The following is an 18,781-nucleotide window of genomic DNA, read 5'->3' as shown; positions in this document are numbered from 1 at the left end:
ACAAACAAACATTAATAGTATGAAAATTATAGTAACAGGCTCGCTGGGGCACATCAGCAAGCCATTGACAGAGATATTGACAGGCGCAGGTCATGATGTAACGGTTATCAGCAGCGACGCTGGCAAGGTGAGCGCTATTGAAGCTTTAGGAGCAAAGGCTGCGATAGGTTCTATAGAAGACGTTGCATTTCTGACAAAGACATTTACCGGTGCAGACGCAGTTTACACAATGGTGCCACCCAATTTTGGCGTCAGCAACTACAGGCAATACATTGGCGATATTGGTAAAAACTATGCAGCAGCGATCAAAGCATCAGGCGTAACACGGGTAGTGAACCTGAGCAGTATCGGCGCTCATCTTGAGAAAGGCACAGGGCCAATAGCCGGATTACACGACGTGGAACTGACGTTAAACGCATTAGATAATGTCGCAGTTAAACATCTTCGTGCGGGATTCTTCTATATCAACTTCTTTGCTAATATAGACATGATAAAGAACAATGGTATCCTGGGCAATAATTACAGTAAAGAATCAAGACTGGCGCTGGTACATCCTCGGGATATTGCGGAAGCAGCTGCGCAGGAGCTACAGGGCACTTTCAGCGGGAAAAGCCATCGTTATGTGATCAGTGACGAGCAAAAGGTCTCAACGCTCGTCAAAACCCTGGGTGCTGCAATAGGCAAACCTGATCTGCCTTGGGTAGAATTCAATGACCAGGACAGTCTGGCCGGTATGACGGGAGCAGGTTTTCCACCTGCCATTGCCAGTGTCTTTGTCGAAATGGGTACTGCAATAAGGAGCGGCATTTTATGGGAAGATTATGACCGGAATAAACCAGCAGATTATGGCAAGACGAAGCTGGATGATTTTGCAGACGAATTTGCTGCAGTGTATAAAGGATGACGTTAAGCTCTAAATAAAAACGCCTCCCTTTTTGAGAAATGGAAGGCGTTTTTTACGTTTATCCGGAAAGCGGATCTTATTTAAAACTCCACATCGTCAGCTATATTACCGCCGTTTTCATCAGCAAATTTCTTTGCATACTCCTGTCTTTTCGCTTCCATATAGTCTACGTATTCCGTTATTTCTTCGCTGCTCAGGTCCTTTTGTTGCTCCATCCATTGCATAGCCACCTGCTGGAAGTCGCCAAGAGAGATGCCGTAATTATCCTGTATCCATCTGGCGCCGTCTAAACCCGCTTCATATGCAGCGGTACGTGCTCCACACAACTCTTCATAGAAATAGCGGTCAGTAGCCAGGCGCTGAAGGTTCTGTGTATTTCCTGCACCGGCTTGCGGCTGGAGATGACCTAATTTTGGGTGTTGATCGGCCTGTCCGAATAAGGTTCCCATTTCGGAGATCACAATGAAATCTGCATCTTCCTGCATACGTTGTACCCAACCCTGGCTGGCATCTTCCCATACGGGTACTTCCACACCAAGCGCGCTACAAATAGTATCTACAGCAACACCATTCGCAATCTTAGCGTTGGCGGCAGAATAATCGTACAAAGTAATGCCGTGAATAGGTTCAAATAAGGGGTTGTTTTGTCCCATGGTCTGTTGTTTTTTATAGTTAACTATAGATCCGTACTTCTTTTACTTTCATATCGCTGATAATTGGCCTGCAGAGATTTGAAGAACTTCTCGTGATGTTCTTCAAGGTCCGGCAATAACTTTGTCAGCTCATCAAAAATGTTCCTGTAATACTTATCAAGCAATTCAGGAGCTTCATTTTCTGCCTGTACCCTTTGGGCTTCCAGCAAGCGGATCTGCTCATATCCCGGGCCGCTTTTCGTCATCCGCTCCTGTGTGCTCAGCGCCAGCTGCAATTCATGTATCTGTTCGTAAAGGTCCTGCTCTTCACGCTTTCTTTGTTCATGTGCATCGATGAAGTGTTTACTACGTTGTTCTGCCAGCTTTCTTGCGGTGTGTTCAATGTCGCGGCCCATCGCTCCCGGCTCGAAGATATTCTGTGTTTGACAATAAGCGCATGATACATAGGCACTATAATAGTATACCTGCTTTATACTCAGATTGGCGCCACATTGCCGGCAGTTGACCGACTGACATTGCTGCCAGTAGGTATTCACCATTTGCTCAAAGATGGGCTCATAATCTTTTTGCTCCACCAGTTCTGTTGCTTCATCCACGCGACGCTGCAATTGCTCTTCCCATTCATCTGCCTTCCTGGCACAACGATGTCTCCATTCGCGAAGTATACTGTAAGCCTCACTTTCTACCGAGAAAATATCTGAATACCGTTGGTAGACAGGTTCAATCTGCTTTTCCAGCACTTCCCGCACCTTTTCACGCATGTTGCCAGCCTGTCCTTTCATACCAGATGAAAAGCGATAATAAGCCTGTCCAAAGCGATCGTCTCCGGCTATTACAGAAGGCGCTTCTTCTATAAATCCGCTAAGCAGTATATCCACACGTTCATCCAGCTTTGTAAGGAAGGAGTTCAAACGATTTTCCAGGGTTTCCAATTCACTTTTAAACGCTTCGTATTGTTGCTTGTCTTCCTGTGATTGTCCCCAATTAAATAAACCCATATTTAGCTATTAGAGTTATCTGACTTTTTGATATAGCTACCGTCAGTAAGAGTAGTTGTTATGAAGGGATGCCCGCAGTAGGCACAATGTGTCAATCCATCCTGTTTTGCACGACCTGCGCCGCAGTTGGGGCAAGCCGCTTCTCCTGTGTTGGCTTCAGTGTTTTCAGCTTGTCCGCCATAGGTTTGCTGCGAAACGGCACGCTGTTTCATTCGTTCCATGAACGATAATTTCTTATTTTCCTCCTGCATTACGCCGATATTATAATTTGGATAAGATCTCTGCTTTTTTTGCTTTGTATTCTTCTGCGTCTATCAATCCATTATCATGGAGCGCTTTGAGTTGTTTCAGCCTGCTTTCAAGATCGTCCTGTTTTTCTGCAGGTTTGCTTTCGGGTTTCGCTGCGTTCATGGCATTCATCATATAGGCCATAGCGGCGCCCTGTTGTGCGGCGTCATTCAGGGCAGTACCCTGTTTGCCGATGGCAGCAGCCTGATTGAATTTAAGATAGGCATCCATGTCCGTAACCATATTCATGTTGGTAACGGTATCAAAATGCTTTGCTACATCGTCAGGCAGGGTAACACTGCTTACTGTAAATTCTGTTACATCAATACCGAATGCATCAAAGTACGGCTGGATCAGGGGCCTTATTTTATCATTCAGGAGGCTCAGGTTACCAGCAATGTCCAGTACCTGGATCTGCGCCTGTGCTAATGCTTCTCCAAACCTGGGCGCTATATAATCACGGAGCTTGTTCTGTAGTTCGTGCACAAACAGGTAAGGGTATGTACCTGCATATTCCCTGAAAAATTTTGAGGGATCTGAGATACGTAAACTATAACTACCAAACGCTCTCAGGCGAACCTGACCAAATTGCTTATCCGGCAGGATAATAGGCGCTGGCGTTCCCCATTTAAGGTTTACAAACTGCTTAACGGAGAAATAGTAAACATCCGCTTTAAAAGGGCCCTGGAAGCCATACTTCCAGCCTTTCAGCTTCGTCAGGAAGGGAATGTTGTCAGTAGTCAGCGTATGTGTTCCGGGATCGAATACGTCGGCCAGTTTGCCTTCGCTTAGCAGCAATGCCTTTTCGGATTCACGAACAATCAGCTTAGCTCCATTTTTGATGTCGGCTTCTGGGCAAGGAAAATTCCACATCAACAAATTGGGGTCTTTCTCGAACCACTCAATGATTTCGATAAATGGTAAACTCATGGTTTTCAATTGTCACTAATTAATCAGGGTTACCTTTATTCATTACATCAAATATATGTATATGCGTAACTGATAGTAAAGGATGCCGAAAGTTAGTTATTTTCTGGTAAACCATTTAGCAATTTTTTTAGCCGCCAGTCATTCGTTTTTTTTTAATCCAGGGAATATCTCTGATAATCAGGGCATTAATTTTGTGTCAAAATGACAAACTATAATATTATCTTGTCTTAGAATATATCGCCTACCCGCATCTACACAGCATGTGGCAGAAGCGCTAAGAAATGCCCGGATCATCTCAGAAGATTCAATTGAAACAAGATAAAAAGACTTCTACGTTAAAAGTTCAATAAAAGGAAATACCTGTATGTCCAGAAAATACTCATTAGCTTGTCAGTGGTTCATTGCCATTACCATTTTTAGCTTTCCGGCATTCATATGTAAGAGCTATGCGCAGCAAAACTTAAAGCCCCTTTCCGGCGCCGCAAGGATCCAGGTAGATCTGAACAAACCCATTGGTCCCATGTACCCGGCATGGGCCTGGTTTGGGTATGACGAGCCTAACTACACCTATATGAAAGACGGTAAGAAGCTGCTTTCTGAAATCGCAGCGTTATCGCCTGTACCAGTGTATGTACGGGCGCACAGTCTGTTGGTTACGGGTGATGGGGAAGCCGCACTGAAATGGGGATCTACGAATGCTTATACTGAAGATGCCAATGGGAATCCTGTTTATAACTGGGCTATCATTGACAGTATTTTTGACACTTATGTTCAACGTGGCATGAAACCGCTTGCTCAAATTGGTTTTATGCCGCAGGCACTGTCTACGAAGCCTGAACCTTACCGTCATTACTGGAAACCGGGTGATCCGTATTCAGATATCATTACAGGTTGGGCTTATCCCCCAAAGGATTATAAGAAATGGGCAGAGCTGGTTTATCAATGGGTAAAACATTCGGTACAGCGCTACGGTCAGCAGGAAGTAGAAAGCTGGTATTGGGAACTCTGGAATGAGCCCAACGGCTTGTATTGGAAAGCCAGTATGGAAGAATTTTTCAAACTGTATGACTATACTGCTGATGCTGTAAAACGTGCACTGCCTACGGCTAAGATTGGAGGTATTAACGTTGCGGGAACTGGTGGACAAGGCGCTCAGAAATGGCTGCATGCCTTTGTTAAACATTGCTTTTCAGATACCAATTATGTCACTAAAAAGATAGGCGCACCTGTAGATGCTATATTGTTTCATGCCAAAGGCGCTCCTCAGCTTGTAGACGGTCACGTAAGGATGAATATGGGCACGCAATTAAGAGATATCGAAGCTGGTTTTAAACTGGTAGCCTCCTATCCTCAGCTGAAAAATATTCCTATTATCATTGGTGAATCCGATCCGGAAGGCTGTGCCGCCTGTGGGATGCATACCAATCCCGAAAACGCTTATCGCAATGGAACAATGTATTCCAGTTATACAGCTGCCTCCTTTGCGCGGGAGTATGCCCTGGGAGATCAGTACAAGGTAAACTTTAAAGGAGCTGTGTCCTGGTCGTTTGAATTTGAGAACCAACCCTGGTTCTTTGGCTTCAGGGATCTGGCTACCAATGGTGTGGATAAGCCCGTGCTGAATGTGTTTCGCATGTTTGGGATGATGAAGGGTAATCGGGTATTTGTTACTTCTGATCAGGGTTATGATCTCCGCACAGCGGTGGATTCCAGTTTCAGAAGGTCTTATCCGGATATTAATGGAATGGCTTGTAAAGATGCGCATGGAGCTACCGTCATGTTATGGAACTATCATGACGATGATGTGAAACAAGCTACAAAACAAGTCACTGTTCAATTGAAAGGTTTACCTCAACAAGTGTGTATGCATCATTACAGGATCGATGATGAGCATAGCAATTCATATGAGGTATGGAAGAAAATGGGCTCACCCAAAAATCCTTCTGCAGAACAGATTGCGCAATTGGAAAAGGCAGGGCAACTGCAATTGTTAGGTTCACCGGAATGGATAACAACTGAGAATGGTGTGGCAATCATCGGGATGGCCTTACCTTCACAGGGGGTATCGTTGTTGAAGTTTGACTGGTGAAGGTTAGTGAAAAAAACGACTTTGTTTGCGGCTAATTAAAATATTTATTATTCTTTCTATATCAGGTTGATACTGTTCAATTACTTCAATTGCCCAGTCACAGCCTGATTTCTCCATATGTTCTTTCCAGTCTTTATATTGCAATAATTCTTTTAACGATAATGTTATTGAACCGCCACGTTCGGCATGTCCGCCGCCAATTGATTCTCCCAGCATAAATGGTTTTTCATGGTCTAAGGGATAAACGCAGAAGTAGTATTCGTGATGTGTCTTATCTTCTGTTGTCGGCGCCTGATTTTTGAAACTTATAACTGCATAGTTGTTAGATAATTTAACCATATTCAAATTGTCGGATTGATGATAGATGATTCTTTGTTCAAACTATTTTGACCAAAGTTAGGATTCACATAACATTAAATTTACTTATTTAGAACGGTTTGTAGGAAAATGAAGGAGGCCGAAGATTGTCACATGTTTATCTGGTTTGACCTGTTGCTTTGATAAGGTCAATAATTTGCCGTTTTGCCTGTTTTGATTCAGGGAAGTCCAGAAGCATCCAGGCATGGACCATATCCGGGTATTCGTAATACTCCAGGTCGGTTCCCTGAGATAGCGCCAGCTCTTTTAATTTTCGTGCGTCAGCTGCCAGTATTTCATTAGCCCCAACAAAAACGGTGATCTTACCAAGGCCTGTCAGGGGGCCGTTTATAGGGCTCAACAAATGATTATCAGTACCCGTACCGCCTGCGTAGAGCTTCCCTGCCTGCCGTAAGCTCTCTACCCCCAGGAAGGGATCCGTCTGGTCCAGAGATTTGATAACTGGATTTTCCAGGGTGATATCCAGCCACGGAGAAAGCAAAATAGTCCGGGCCGGCACTGGAACATTGTCCTTTTTTAGCTTTTGTGCGAGTGCCAGTGCAAATCCACCACCGGCAGAATCGCCCATGAGGATCAGCCGGGAGGCGTCATATTTAATGGATAGTTGTTTATATACGGTCTCTACCATGGCGAAAGCTTCCCTATATGTATGGGCAGGCGCCAGCGGATAATCGGGAGCTGTTATACCCACACCTGTTGCTTTTATCAGATCTGATAGAAAGAGCCAATGCAGAAGTGTAAAACATTGTACATATGCACCACCATGCAGGTATAAAATGTGGATATTACCGCCATCACCGGCAGCCTCCAGGGTAAAGACATTCTGCCCATCCTGTTTAATTGTTGTAACATTGCTGAAAAGGGAAGAAGGAGGCTCTGCACAATCAAACCGGTTAAACCGGCCTGTTCTCAACTGCCGGCCAAGAAAGCCTTTTTTATTGATCAAACGCAAAAGAACCTTAAATATCCTGCTTTGAAGACTAGCCAAAATAATTGATCACCATGAATGTTAAAAGTCAGGCAACCTGAAGGTACTTAAAAAGGCACTAAAGTTGATAAGTATATTGAAAAGTCGGCACGACTACTCTTGTTGTTATGCAAAAAAAAGTTCATGACAATGATCTTTGGTTTCGACTGGATAACGCGGCAAAAATATATCCGGTTATAAAAGACCACGAATTAACGTCTGTATTCAGGGTTGGCGTGGAACTAAAGAAGAGGGTTAAGGCGCGACAGTTCTTGCTGGCTATTCAAGCCCTAGAGGATCGTTTTCCATATTATAAGGTAAAGCTGCAAACAGGCTTTTTCTGGTATTATCTGGAACCTGATGGTCAGCCGATTGCCGTTGAGGTAGATACACGGGTCCCTTGTCGGGCCTTTGGGAAAAAAGAGCTCATGTTCAGGGTACTGGTAAGGGAGAATCGGATCAGTGTTGAGTTTTCGCATATTCTTACTGATGGAACCGGTGCCCTTGAATTCTTAAAAACCTTACTGGCAGTTTATTTTGAAAAATGCCATCTGGCCACCCCTGCTGAATTTCAGCATCTGAACGTCTATGAAAGCCCTCATCGGGAAGAATCGTTAGACGCCTATAACCTGTACTCTGAAGACATCAACGCCAGGCCGCGAAGGATCCCAGCAGCATTTCATGTACCGTTCCGCTTAAGAGGGCGTCCCCGTTTTCATGTGCTGAAAGCGACTGTCCCAACGGCGTCTATCATAAAAGAAGCGAAAGCTCATAATGTAAGCCTTACAGAATACCTCACGTCCGTCTATCTTTTTTCCCTGCAACAGGTTTATGAACAACTCCCTGAGTTCCGCAAAAGGGCCAACAGAAAAATACTGAGAATTGAAGTACCGGTTAATCTCAGGCGTATTTTCCCATCGCGTACAATGAGGAATTTTTCATTGTATGTTATACCTGAAATAGACCTTCGCCTGGGGCATTATACGTTTGAAGAGATTATTAAAACGGTCTATCATCAAATGCAACTGGAAACCGATAAAAAACTTATCAGTAAGATGCTATCGCGTAATGTCAGTACGGAACGGAATGCCTTCATACGGAGTATACCTCTGATAATTAAATCGCTCATCATATCGAAGCTGTATACTTTAGGTACAAAGCAATACAGCGGAGTAGTGACCAACCTTGGAAACATTAGTTTAGGCAATAACGTTAACGCACTTATCGATAGATTCATTTTTATACCGCCGCCTCCCAACAAGGTATTAAAGGTCAATTGCGCGGTCGTAGGCTTCCAGGACCAGTTGGTGCTGACTTTCGGCAATATCACAAAGTCCAGGGAGCTTGAGCGGCTCATTCTGACCTTTCTGGTGAAGAGCGGAATTCCTGTAAAGATTATAAGATAAGCTTACCATGCATTGTAAAAACTGCGGCGTTGAACTAGAACCGGACATGCAGATCTGTCCCTTATGTGGTCTGTCGCTGAATGAGCAGGACGGTATCCCTGATGCTCCAACTTCAGAAAAACCGGCCGCTTATCCTGAACTGGCACTAAACCAGAGGCAGCGCAAATTTACGTGGGAGATCATTTCCATCATTCTGGGGTCCGGCATTCTGGCAGCATTCACAGTGAATTTTATCCTTAATCACGGTATTACCTGGTCTGAGTATATCATAGCCGTGGGGCTGATCATTTTTTGTTATGCATCAGTATTGTCGTTGTGGAAAAAAAGCATACTACCTAAACTGGCCTGTGGATTTTTCCTGTCGTCTATTTGTCTGCTCGGATTGGATAGGATTACCGGAGACATTAGCTGGTCGCTCAGATTGGCAGTTCCCCTGTTATTGTGCCTAAATATGATCACCCTCATCTATATAAAGGTCGTCCGGCTGGCAGCCTATAAAGGGATCAACCTGATCGCGTATGCATTCCTTGCCGCAGCTGTCATGTGCCTGTGCACAGAGAACATTCTTTCGCTCTTCAGCAACGGGGCCTGGCGGCTAAGTTGGAGTCTGATCGTATCGGCCTGCGTTCTACCGGTTGTGGTGGTATTACTATTTGTTCATTTCAGGTTAAGAAAAGGGCGAAACCTGGGAAGAACCTTTCATGTTTGATACAAAGTTTATCCTGAGCTATCGATATTTTTTTTGCGAATTCCTCAATATTTCCTAGCTTCATCGTCCAAAACCCCATAATCTATAAACGACGCATTAAATGTTCCTTTGACCGTATCACGGGTTTTGCGTACTTCTCATCTAATTTAGAATATCATTATTAGTGGAATCTGCTGTGACCTCGGCAACAGATCACATGTGTTGTAGCGTAGAATGAAAAACTTATTTATTTAATTACCCCAAATGCTGACGAATGGCAGCAATTACCAGTTATTGCCCCTAATCAGACAGTGTTGTATATGCATTTATGAAAGAGCATATCATCATAAAAGTTGTTACAGAAGTGCTGGATCAGCTACCAGCGCATATTCCGTACTGGATGGACTTCATCAACGATAAAACGGTTGTTATTGAACGTTTCCATCCGGATGTGGACCGGCTGTTTGATGAAGCGAACTACAAGTTCTGGGTCACCAGGGAATATAAATCCCAATCTAAAGACAGGGTGTGGAGTGCCGATGAAATGAAAGCACACCTGCATTGCACCTTCCGCCTCATTTTGCAGCGCAATGGCGCCTTACCTAAACATATTCTCAAACGTATAGAACAACTCCCTTTCATTGCTGAAGTAAGAACGTTACTGCTCGGCACTACTGAATTTCCCGGAGAAGAAGTAGCCGGTGCTATGGCCGTTGTATCCGCGGATCCGGGTGAAATGATCTATCTCCCCTACGCCAAAGAATGGACCAAAGGCGTGAATAATGTACGCGTGGCCGTTTTAGATACCGGCGCACATTTCAGTCATCCGGAACTGGAAAATAAAATCGTACTCCGCAGAAATTTTGTGGATCTCCAGGGACTTGATACTTCTTCTTTTATAGGAGATGTATTAAACATTAACGCACTCCCTGAAGACCAGGTCGGGCATGGCACACATGTGTCGGGCATACTGGCTGCGAAAGGCCTGCGCATGAATGAGGGTGTTTGTCCTTCCTGTTCACTGATGGTGGTCAGAGTACTTGCTGCTATGAAAAGCGGTAACAAAATAGTGGGCGCCGGTATTGTGGATAATATTAACAATGGAATAAAATGGGCGGTAGATAATGGTGCTGATGTGATTAACATGAGCCTCGGTATTAAACACTCAGGCGGCGGACTTCCTCATGAAGATATCGTCAAGTACGCGCTCAGTAAGAATGTCACTATCGTTGCTGCCAGTGGCAATGACGGCAGCCCTGAAAAATATTACCCCGGCGCCCTGGAAGATGTAATCGCTGTTGGCGCCGTAGATAATAACGGACAGATGACCGGGTTCTCCTCTTATGGCGCCGATATCACCGTAGTAGCACCCGGTACCAACATCTACAGCTCTTATCTTAACAATGGCTACGCACTTTCCTCGGGCACTTCCCAGGCATCTCCTTTTGTGAGTGGCGCTGTGGCCTTGCTAAAGTCATACGCCTATGAAAAGGGCAAAAAACTTACCAATACTGACGTCACCTATATACTTCGGAACACATCAGACAGGCTAACCAGCAAAGTAAGGGATCAGAAAGCCGGGTATGGTCTGCTCAACCTGGCAGATTCGTTCAAACTATTAAACGATATGTTATCATAAATTCTTAAACATTATGTAATGGCAACGCTAAACTTTTTCCCTGCCACCAATGGCGTTAAAATACGCAGAACTAACATTACGACTAATGGTCTTACTGTTGACATTGACAGCCATGTGAAGGAACAGCTGACATACCTGAACGACTTGCTGGGCACCCCGATCTATGTCAAAGAAGGAGGTGACTTTCAGACCGCTGAGGGCATGTCGATACGAGAACTTATCCAACTGCCATTGAAGGCCAGAATGTATGGCAACAGCCACAAGAGAGAGCAACAATGGCAGGATGATAGCTTGCTCAATGTAATATACAGCACCATCAATAATTCCAAATATGATAAGATTTACAGTATAGAGGAATATATTGATGCGGAGGATAGGCTGTCATTACTCAAATTCGATTTTAAAGAGCGCCTTAACAATAACTGGAATACCCTGGATCTGAACACCCGCAGTATTCTCAGTTATCCGAGCATTATCGATTATCTGCTGGCTTACGGCTATAATGCAGGATACACTGAAATCAACGGGCTTACCAACTTCATTTTTGGTAACAGGTCCGGCAACCGTAATGTGATCGTCTACACACAGATCAGTGCGGCCCGTCAATATATCCATGAAGAAAGAGTAAGTGTGGAGTTTAATAACGAGAAGAATCCCGTTATTACAGATATCGTCAAAGGCAATCCTACCTTCTCTTCTATATCTTTCGGTGCGTTTGTAACAAAAACACTGGAAAACTATGTAGACAACAGTAGTGAGCTGGAGATACTGAAGGATTCTAAATATTATCCGGTCATCCCGCCAAATATGATCCCGAAGCTGATCAAACAGATCAAAGCTTCTATTCTGCCTGTGACGGACAACAACATCGATATCCTGTTGCCTATCTTCATGAATGAAATAGAAAATACGCCGGGGTGGGAAGACGATACGACCGAGACAGACGGAAGCGCGCCGGACTATAGCGTAACCTTTCTTGATGATGATGCAGCAACTGTGCAGGTCGTTTCTGATAATATCCGCTGTGCTGCACAGATGTTCTATTCTATGACATTGGGCGAAGAACTTGACATCTTCAGTGTTGTCAATTTCTTCACACATAAATTCATGGTAAGAGGTAATATCCAGATCTCTGATGCGCAGTTGAGAGAGGATCTTCAGATGTATGTATTCTCCAATAAGTTCCCGCATCCAAAAACCGGCAAGATCATTGAACGCACGCGGCCGGCAGAACGCCGTATGTTCTACAGACAAGTGTTTAATTACGGTAATGCTCCTGTAACGGATGATGTGGTAGTGAACAGAGAATTCCCGAAACTCTGGCGCATACTGATCATGGAAGTAGCCCGCTATATACAAAGGGCACAGGACAGTCCTAATCCGGAAAGCTATGTATCCCGTCAAACCGTTATGCAGGCTGTGGAAGATCTGCAATACAACCTGTCTACCCATTGCTCCGGTATGGCCAATGTAATATCACCGATCATCTACGATGAATTATACTTTGTTATCAAGCGCATACTGAATCATCCGGAAATAGTGAAACAACTTGTGCCGGCAGGTGGTAACTGGTGGAAAGTTGTGGAAGTACTTTATGAAGGCATGAAACATCAACGTCCAAAAACAACCATTCATTACAACAAAGCTAAGCTGGGATACGAAATTCTTAACTCCATCGCATCCTACAATCCGACTACGTTTGAAGATGATAAACGCTTCTCCGCATTCATCAGTAATGTGGATGCCTTCATCATCAGTCAGGCACAACTGCAGCAGAAGGAAGAAGACGAGCATGAAGACAGAGACGGCAGGGAATACCGTCGCAGGGAAAGGAATGCTGACAAAGAAGATGATGAAGAACCTGCTGAAAGAACATCTGCACCTTCTGCAGGCAAAGATGAATGGGACTTTTAATTCAATCGCTAACTAACAAAACGTACTGTCAGCTATGGCTATAAATGTAATACCTACCAGGGCACAGATAAAAGAACTCGCCCGTGCACAGGCAAGAGAAGTGTTGGGTAGCAGTGATGTGTTTAAGACGATGTCTCTCGATGACCAGAAAAGCATCTATCTGTCGCTTATAGACGACTATACTTCCAGACAAATGCAAAAACATGGACTGGGAGAAAGTATGGCAACAGATAGTGGTAAACAAATGGGATATAAAGGATATGACCCGGGCTTCCAGGGCGACACCAGATCGTTTAAAGAACTGGTGGATGCTGTCGACTTTCCGAAATTCGTTGCAGATCTGCTGAAATCTGTGTTTGATGCAAACCTCAAAGTGATGAAACAACAGACTGACAGCTACATCAAATTAATGAAAGAAGCTACCAAGTCTACGGCAGATTTCATCAAAAAGGTAAAAGATGATGATGCTTTTGCCACGCTTGCTGAATCGCGTGGAGATAAATATAATGTGATCACTGAGAAACAGGCAGACGGCAGTTCCAAGCTGGCACTTACTAATCCTGAAGGCGAGAAACATGATATGGAAGATGCAGAGGTGAAGAAACATATACTGGAAGCGAAGATCAATATGGCAAAGGAACACCGCGCCGCATTGAGAGAAGTACTGCTGATGGGTGTAACCCGCCTGGTAGTAGAAAAAGGTGAAATTGACGCCCAGGTAGAATTCTCTATTAAAGCCACCCGCGCCAGTTCAGCCCATCATGATGATCAGAACATCAACACTGTTAACACCCATTTTGAAGCAGACGGCGGCATACTCGGAGCTATATTTGGTGGCCCATCCGTAAGTGCAGACATCACCAACACCAATATCCAGGTGAATACGTCTGATAAAAAAGCAACAGACGATCTGACGGCGACTTTGAAAGGGCATGTCAATATCAAGTTCAGGACAGACTACTTCAAGCTGGACAATTTTGCCAATATGTATGCTGATGGTGGGGTGGCGGCACTGAAACCGGCAGCCAATGCACCCGGTATAGCCGCACCGGCAGCTCCTGTTGCACGTTAATTAATAATTACTTGCTATGGCCCTGGCAATTTTACAATGGGAATCTGCAGATAGCCAAAACTATCGTTTCATGATAGATATTGGCACCAATACCTGGTATCGTTTTAAAATAGGCAGGCAGGTAATTGACAGGGCCGGTATCAAGTGGGTGGATGGGATCTCTAAGGTCACTCCTTTTCAACAAAAGAAAAAACTCACTTTCCTGGGCGATAGTCAGGAGGAAGTCAGGATACCTAAAAACTACTTTGACGGCGAGAACTGTTACATACAATTGCTAAGTGCAAAAGACAAGAATGGCACCTCTCCTGCTGTGTCAAATGTGATCAGGATCCCGGTAGGATTCCAGCACATAAATACAGGACGTCCTAATATTTCATCTTCAGCAAGTATTGATATGCAAACTACAGCCTTCAACCCCATCAGGAATATCTCGCATGAACAGCAATACCTCTCTCAACAGGCTTCCATTGAAGACATACTGGGTAGCCTGGTGCGGGCAGTACTGCCTGCGGCGATCAGTATGCTGACTCCCCCGGCTGGTGGTGGAAGCAATGCTCCCGCCTCCGCGGGGAATGCATCTTCACAACATCCCGCTAATATGCTGACAGGCTTGTTGGGCGCCATTATGCGGGCTGTAGCTCCTGCTGTTTCCGGGCTTAGCGGACAACAATCTGTCAGCACAGCTCAATCGCACGACAACAGGTTTTGTGCTGATATTTATGCTGATTGTGATAAATCTGCCCAAGGCAACCAGTTTTCCAAACCATTCGTTTTCGGTATTGACGATGCCTTGCTGGCCTCACTGGCAGGACCGCTTATTCAGCAGGGCGTACAGCTACTACCCCAACTGATCAATGCTGCGAATCAACATAAACTGCAAACCCTGCAAGCGAATAATCAGCTTATGACCACCCTGGCAGGTGATGTACAAAAACGGCTGATGCTACAACAACTCCTGCAGCATCAGCAACCGGGAGCAGCCCCTAATGTTGATCCGGCAGTACTGGCCCAGCTGATTGCCCAATTGCAGAAAAGCCAACCTGCCGCAGCACCAGCAGGCGTAGCTACTGCACACTCCCTTATGCAGCATAACACCGCCTATACCTTGAGTAATGGCGTGATACTTACTTTCGAGTCACTGAAGCTTTCTTCGTACAACGGAAAGCAGCAACTGCTGTTACAGCAGGCAGATAAGGTGTCATTTAAAGTAAAACTGAATGTCGGACAGGCTCCCAAAAATCCGCTGCCCAAAGCGATCTATACGTTCTATTTCAAAGATCCTGCCGGCCGCCAGCTATTGCTGGAGAAAACTTTCAAAAAGAAAGATATCCCGGCTAATGCAGAAGTGGAGTTTGAATTCATGAAAAGTGAATTATTAAGTCTGCCCTTATATAAGGACCTGGAAATATTCGCAGAAGTGCGCTGGAGAACTTCCAGTGGAAAAGAATACAAAGCTATCGGTAACACCCCTGCTGTTTTTGTACAAAGTTATTTTGTTCAGCAACAGGGAGAAGCTGTATCCGAAGAAAAGGAACTGACAGACATGCAGGTTTACCGCACGTTCTGGAACAAAATATGGCAGTCTCCTTCTCTTGGTAAGTCAAAATCCCTCTGGGAACTAAATGCAGATGCCCGTTACACGGTATCACTTTCTGCGGAACACACCGCGAACGGTATTACGGGCACTAAAATGGCTGTCGATGCAAAAGATAAGGAAAGCCTGACAGACACTACATCCGGCAGGATGAAAGCAGGTATAGAACTTAGCATCACGGAATTAAATAAGCTGCTGGACGGATGGGATGGTAATAAACCACTGAACGATGAACAGCTGGCAGCTATCAAAAATACAGGCTTCGCAAAGTCGAATGTTGCGGAGATGATCTATAACATTAAAATGAAAGGCAGAACCTATGAGCAGGGCATGGTATGGGTAGTTCCTGTATTCAAACTTTTCGAGATCACACTTGGCAAAGTTGATTCGCTTACACCGGATGGATATGTAAATGAGATCAGCAGCACAAAAGTGAGGTTCCCGCTGCCTGTCAGTGTAAGGATACTTGGTATTAAATCTAATAATCAATAATGCTTATGCAATACCCATTCTACTACGGCATGTCAGAAGATGACAGCGAAGAAACACCGGCAGAAGAAACACGTACGGATTCTGATGTCGGGTATGTATTTGACGGATACGATATAGAACTGAATGTGAAGGTGGTACTGAACCCTGTTACCAAAAGCTGATCCGTTATGATGGACGAAGCCTTTCTGCCACTGAACAGTATCATTGATAAGATACTGGACATTTCCGGCGATCTCCGTGACGAGGAGAACGGGGTACATAGTTACATTTATGAAATAGAAGTTGGTACCCCCATAGAACTTGATATCAGCACAAATGATGATGGCACAGTGAGGATCGGTACTGTCCCTCCCTTGTACAGAGTGGATACCAGCTTCCGTCCATCTTATCACAGTATCACTATAAAGGCTGAAAAATATACCGCATCTGAAGATGGCGAATGATAACAAATACTGGAACCTGGAAGATTTTGTCGACTCTCTGGTAGTAGAGCTGGACAAAACACGTGAAACACTGGCTATCAAAGCTATCAATAAGCCTTTGACCTATACAGTCAAGGACCTGGCCATCGACCTCAATATCTTCCCCACTTTTGATGGAGATCAGATCAGGTTTATTACAGCCCAACCTGGTCAGGAAGGTGCATCGAAGGTCAACATCCAGCTGGGATCTATTACCGACCAGCAGGTGCGGGCCACTACCAAGATATCAGGACTGAAAAATGATACCAAGATCGAAGAGATCGGTGTGGATACCAAAACGCAGAAAAAGCTACGTAAACTGGGTGTTAGCTCTGTTGATGATCTGCAGGCGGTAGAGAAGAAACAGGTTGACATACAACGCGCTACCGACAATGAGATCGATTATAAAACACTGGCTAACCAGATACAGAAGTCGAGAAGAAATCAAACACCACCAAGAGTGACGGCGGTCAGTCTGGCGCTGGATGAGAATGAAAGACCGTATCTGCATGTGAAGGGAGAGAATCTCACACTGGACAAGCAGTATGCACCGGTAACTGTCATCAATAGTACACTTGCAGAGGTGATGGAGTTCAGTGCCAGTGAACTGAAAATATTACTGAATAAAGATCATATCACACAACAGGAATCTGAACTGATCATGACCTTCGATCCCTATACCCTTGTAAAAATGAATATCAGACTTTAAACGTACAGGCTATGAAGAAGAAACATACTCCTTACTCCTGCTATGACGAGCTGCTTCGTGATTATTACGGTGGGCATCAGCGTCCTCAAAAGAAAAAACAAAAATCGCTGACAGAAAGCTTTGACAATGGAGAAGTGCTCACTGTCAAAGATAATGTACCGTTTGAAGAATATGTTGTAGCTGCATCCGCAGACAGTAACGGAGACATCTTCGAAGAATATGTTGTTCAGGCCTCTGTTGTGAATGATGAAACTCATTTTGAGGAGTACGTATTACAATCATCTACTCCGGAAGAGAATACATACGTTCCGGTATATACCCCACCCGCTGCTTCACCCGTAAGTGAGCATCAGGAGCTGCAGACGAGTGTACTCGACCCCTTCTCAATGGAAAAGGCCATTTCAGACGAGGCAGCGGCACCGTCCACATATCCTGCCGCCCCCGGACCCGACTATGACGAAGGTCCGGATACCGCAGCCTTACTGGAAGATATCAAACAAATGCGGGGATCTGACGCCGCTGAATCTCCGGCGCAAGGCAGTGGTTCACTCTCCTCAAGGGAAGAAGAGATCGTAAATGACCTGCAGGCAATTCTTTCCGGCAAGAAGGTCTATGACCCTACTGTAAAGAAAACCGTTAATCGTGAAGATGTAGGCAAACAACAATCAGTCGACGAGCCGGCAGCTCCAAAGGGCAATGATCCCGCAGCTAAAAATGAACACGCAATATTTGATCGTATTGCACAAAATATGAAGTTTGCAAATGCATACAATCTGGGTACCATTCAGGTAGATGCACAGGAACTGACTAACAGGTTCAATGATTTCGACAAGGTGCAGGACCCGCCTCCTCCATCTCCTGTCAGGAAAACTGCGCCGCCGCCAGTTAATAAGAAAAGTGAAGAAGAACCGAATCCCTTAGAATTTCTGAATGACCTGGACGACATTCACAGGTATCAAAGCCGGCAACCAGCAGCGACAGATGCTCCGGAACAACCTGCCAGCTTGCAGATGAGTCCTGCCGATACCAGCGGGCCAAACTGGCCTCCACGCCCTACCAGTATCCGTCCATTGACCTCTGCGGAACGTGCGGCAGTATTCGGTACGTTCACTTATGAAGCAGATCCTTCCACCTTCGGTGGAGACGGCATAAAGGTAACGAACAACTGGGCCGCAGATAACATTATACGCGTAAGCATTCCTCAGCTGAACGGTAAAAAAATCGGTAATCAGGTCATCCAAAATGGCATCATCAACTTCCATAAAGCTGGCGAAGAAAGATTAAAAGCCCTTTGGGCAGCATGGGAAGCCGCAGGACTGCTGGACAGGATCCTGACCTTCGAAGGAGGTTATGCCGCCAGATTTATCCGCGGTACACAACACAGATCGCCAAGACCACTCAGCAATCATGCCTGGGGAACCGCTTTTGATATCAACGCGGGCACAAATGGATTTGGACAGGAACCTGCCCTGATGGGACAAAAAGGATGTGTAAGAGAACTGGTAGCCATCGCCAATCAACAGGGTTTCTTCTGGGGAGGACATTTCAAAGGTAAGAAGGATGGGATGCATTTTGAACTAGGTAAAACACTGTAATTTT

At 45.0% G+C, this 18,781-nt stretch carries 18 protein-coding genes; 12 read left to right on the top strand and 6 right to left on the bottom strand.

Going from position 1 to position 18,781, the window contains the following annotated elements:
• Positions 1-19 precede the first annotated feature (19 nt).
• On the top strand, positions 20-904 hold the full coding sequence (locus tag L3C95_RS29815; protein WP_236393926.1) for an NAD(P)H-binding protein: 885 nt from the start codon (positions 20-22) through the stop codon (positions 902-904).
• Between the two features lie 80 nt (positions 905-984).
• On the opposite strand, the gene L3C95_RS29810 is transcribed toward L3C95_RS29815, so the two are convergent.
• The 4 genes from L3C95_RS29810 to L3C95_RS29795 are packed head-to-tail and all read right to left on the bottom strand — an operon-like array spanning position 985 to position 3,773.
• Complete coding sequence (locus L3C95_RS29810) at positions 985-1,557, bottom strand: DUF6620 family protein (RefSeq protein ID WP_236393925.1); 573 nt, start codon at positions 1,555-1,557, stop codon at positions 985-987.
• Positions 1,558-1,580: 23 nt separating this feature from the next.
• Positions 1,581-2,555, bottom strand: coding sequence for a hypothetical protein (locus tag L3C95_RS29805; protein ID WP_236393924.1), 975 nt, complete (start codon positions 2,553-2,555; stop codon positions 1,581-1,583).
• Positions 2,556-2,557: 2 nt separating this feature from the next.
• The gene (locus L3C95_RS29800; protein ID WP_236393923.1) at positions 2,558-2,776 is read right to left on the bottom strand and encodes a hypothetical protein; all 219 of its coding nucleotides are present in this window, start codon (positions 2,774-2,776) and stop codon (positions 2,558-2,560) included.
• A 40-nt stretch (positions 2,777-2,816) separates the two neighbouring features.
• A complete protein-coding gene (locus L3C95_RS29795; protein WP_236393922.1) occupies positions 2,817-3,773 on the bottom strand; it encodes an SPFH domain-containing protein in 957 nt (318 codons plus the stop codon).
• A gap of 364 nt (positions 3,774-4,137) precedes the next feature.
• Between L3C95_RS29795 and L3C95_RS29790 the strand changes: the two genes are divergently transcribed.
• Complete coding sequence (locus tag L3C95_RS29790; RefSeq protein WP_236393921.1) at positions 4,138-5,862, top strand: GH39 family glycosyl hydrolase; 1,725 nt, start codon at positions 4,138-4,140, stop codon at positions 5,860-5,862.
• Between the two features lie 3 nt (positions 5,863-5,865).
• On the opposite strand, the gene L3C95_RS29785 is transcribed toward L3C95_RS29790, so the two are convergent.
• Positions 5,866-6,201, bottom strand: a complete 336-nt coding sequence (locus tag L3C95_RS29785) for a hypothetical protein (RefSeq protein WP_236393920.1) — start codon at positions 6,199-6,201, stop codon at positions 5,866-5,868.
• A 136-nt stretch (positions 6,202-6,337) separates the two neighbouring features.
• Complete coding sequence (locus L3C95_RS29780; protein WP_236393919.1) at positions 6,338-7,186, bottom strand: alpha/beta hydrolase; 849 nt, start codon at positions 7,184-7,186, stop codon at positions 6,338-6,340.
• 149 nt (positions 7,187-7,335) lie between these two features.
• Between L3C95_RS29780 and L3C95_RS29775 the strand changes: the two genes are divergently transcribed.
• The 10 genes from L3C95_RS29775 (at position 7,336) to L3C95_RS29730 (ending at position 18,777) form a co-directional block, all read left to right on the top strand.
• On the top strand, positions 7,336-8,613 hold the full coding sequence (locus tag L3C95_RS29775) for a hypothetical protein (RefSeq protein WP_236393918.1): 1,278 nt from the start codon (positions 7,336-7,338) through the stop codon (positions 8,611-8,613).
• A 7-nt stretch (positions 8,614-8,620) separates the two neighbouring features.
• On the top strand, positions 8,621-9,322 hold the full coding sequence (locus L3C95_RS29770; protein WP_236393917.1) for a DUF6320 domain-containing protein: 702 nt from the start codon (positions 8,621-8,623) through the stop codon (positions 9,320-9,322).
• A gap of 307 nt (positions 9,323-9,629) precedes the next feature.
• Positions 9,630-10,940 carry a S8 family peptidase gene (locus L3C95_RS29765; RefSeq protein ID WP_236393916.1) on the top strand — a complete coding sequence of 437 codons (1,311 nt, stop codon included), beginning with the start codon at positions 9,630-9,632 and terminating at the stop codon, positions 10,938-10,940.
• Between the two features lie 18 nt (positions 10,941-10,958).
• Positions 10,959-12,854, top strand: coding sequence for a hypothetical protein (locus tag L3C95_RS29760; protein ID WP_236393915.1), 1,896 nt, complete (start codon positions 10,959-10,961; stop codon positions 12,852-12,854).
• A gap of 34 nt (positions 12,855-12,888) precedes the next feature.
• Positions 12,889-13,926: a hypothetical protein gene (locus tag L3C95_RS29755; protein WP_236393914.1), complete on the top strand. Its 1,038-nt coding sequence runs from the start codon at positions 12,889-12,891 to the stop codon at positions 13,924-13,926.
• 16 nt (positions 13,927-13,942) lie between these two features.
• The gene (locus tag L3C95_RS29750; RefSeq protein ID WP_236393913.1) at positions 13,943-16,012 is read left to right on the top strand and encodes a hypothetical protein; all 2,070 of its coding nucleotides are present in this window, start codon (positions 13,943-13,945) and stop codon (positions 16,010-16,012) included.
• Between the two features lie 5 nt (positions 16,013-16,017).
• Entirely contained in the window at positions 16,018-16,173 is a 156-nt protein-coding gene (locus L3C95_RS29745; RefSeq protein WP_236393912.1) for a hypothetical protein, read from the top strand.
• Positions 16,174-16,179: 6 nt separating this feature from the next.
• Positions 16,180-16,455, top strand: a complete 276-nt coding sequence (locus L3C95_RS29740) for a hypothetical protein (protein WP_236393911.1) — start codon at positions 16,180-16,182, stop codon at positions 16,453-16,455.
• Positions 16,445-17,182 (top strand): hypothetical protein, encoded by a 738-nt coding sequence (locus tag L3C95_RS29735; RefSeq protein ID WP_236393910.1) that lies wholly within the window; start codon positions 16,445-16,447, stop codon positions 17,180-17,182. The genes L3C95_RS29740 and L3C95_RS29735 overlap by 11 nt, the downstream gene beginning before the upstream one ends.
• A gap of 11 nt (positions 17,183-17,193) precedes the next feature.
• Positions 17,194-18,777, top strand: coding sequence for a M15 family metallopeptidase (locus L3C95_RS29730; RefSeq protein WP_236393909.1), 1,584 nt, complete (start codon positions 17,194-17,196; stop codon positions 18,775-18,777).
• Positions 18,778-18,781: the final 4 nt, after the last annotated feature.

Origin of the sequence: Chitinophaga filiformis (assembly GCF_021646545.1) — a bacterium.
GTDB lineage: Bacteria > Bacteroidota > Bacteroidia > Chitinophagales > Chitinophagaceae > Chitinophaga > Chitinophaga filiformis_A.
The sequence above is the reverse complement of the archived record's forward strand: the minus strand, read 5'-3'. Positions and strand labels throughout refer to the sequence as shown.

Coding starts and splice junctions, on each gene's coding strand:
- L3C95_RS29810 (WP_236393925.1), bottom strand. CDS start 1,557: ATGGGACAAAACAACCCCTTATTTGAACCTATTCACGGCATTACTTTG.
- L3C95_RS29770 (WP_236393917.1), top strand. CDS start 8,621: ATGCATTGTAAAAACTGCGGCGTTGAACTAGAACCGGACATGCAGATC.
- L3C95_RS29765 (WP_236393916.1), top strand. CDS start 9,630: ATGAAAGAGCATATCATCATAAAAGTTGTTACAGAAGTGCTGGATCAG.
- L3C95_RS29800 (WP_236393923.1), bottom strand. CDS start 2,776: ATGGAACGAATGAAACAGCGTGCCGTTTCGCAGCAAACCTATGGCGGA.
- L3C95_RS29750 (WP_236393913.1), top strand. CDS start 13,943: ATGGCCCTGGCAATTTTACAATGGGAATCTGCAGATAGCCAAAACTAT.
- L3C95_RS29815 (WP_236393926.1), top strand. CDS start 20: ATGAAAATTATAGTAACAGGCTCGCTGGGGCACATCAGCAAGCCATTG.
- L3C95_RS29805 (WP_236393924.1), bottom strand. CDS start 2,555: ATGGGTTTATTTAATTGGGGACAATCACAGGAAGACAAGCAACAATAC.
- L3C95_RS29790 (WP_236393921.1), top strand. CDS start 4,138: ATGTCCAGAAAATACTCATTAGCTTGTCAGTGGTTCATTGCCATTACC.
- L3C95_RS29760 (WP_236393915.1), top strand. CDS start 10,959: ATGGCAACGCTAAACTTTTTCCCTGCCACCAATGGCGTTAAAATACGC.
- L3C95_RS29775 (WP_236393918.1), top strand. CDS start 7,336: ATGCAAAAAAAAGTTCATGACAATGATCTTTGGTTTCGACTGGATAAC.
- L3C95_RS29755 (WP_236393914.1), top strand. CDS start 12,889: ATGGCTATAAATGTAATACCTACCAGGGCACAGATAAAAGAACTCGCC.
- L3C95_RS29730 (WP_236393909.1), top strand. CDS start 17,194: ATGAAGAAGAAACATACTCCTTACTCCTGCTATGACGAGCTGCTTCGT.
- L3C95_RS29795 (WP_236393922.1), bottom strand. CDS start 3,773: ATGAGTTTACCATTTATCGAAATCATTGAGTGGTTCGAGAAAGACCCC.
- L3C95_RS29785 (WP_236393920.1), bottom strand. CDS start 6,201: ATGGTTAAATTATCTAACAACTATGCAGTTATAAGTTTCAAAAATCAG.
- L3C95_RS29740 (WP_236393911.1), top strand. CDS start 16,180: ATGATGGACGAAGCCTTTCTGCCACTGAACAGTATCATTGATAAGATA.
- L3C95_RS29735 (WP_236393910.1), top strand. CDS start 16,445: ATGGCGAATGATAACAAATACTGGAACCTGGAAGATTTTGTCGACTCT.
- L3C95_RS29745 (WP_236393912.1), top strand. CDS start 16,018: ATGCAATACCCATTCTACTACGGCATGTCAGAAGATGACAGCGAAGAA.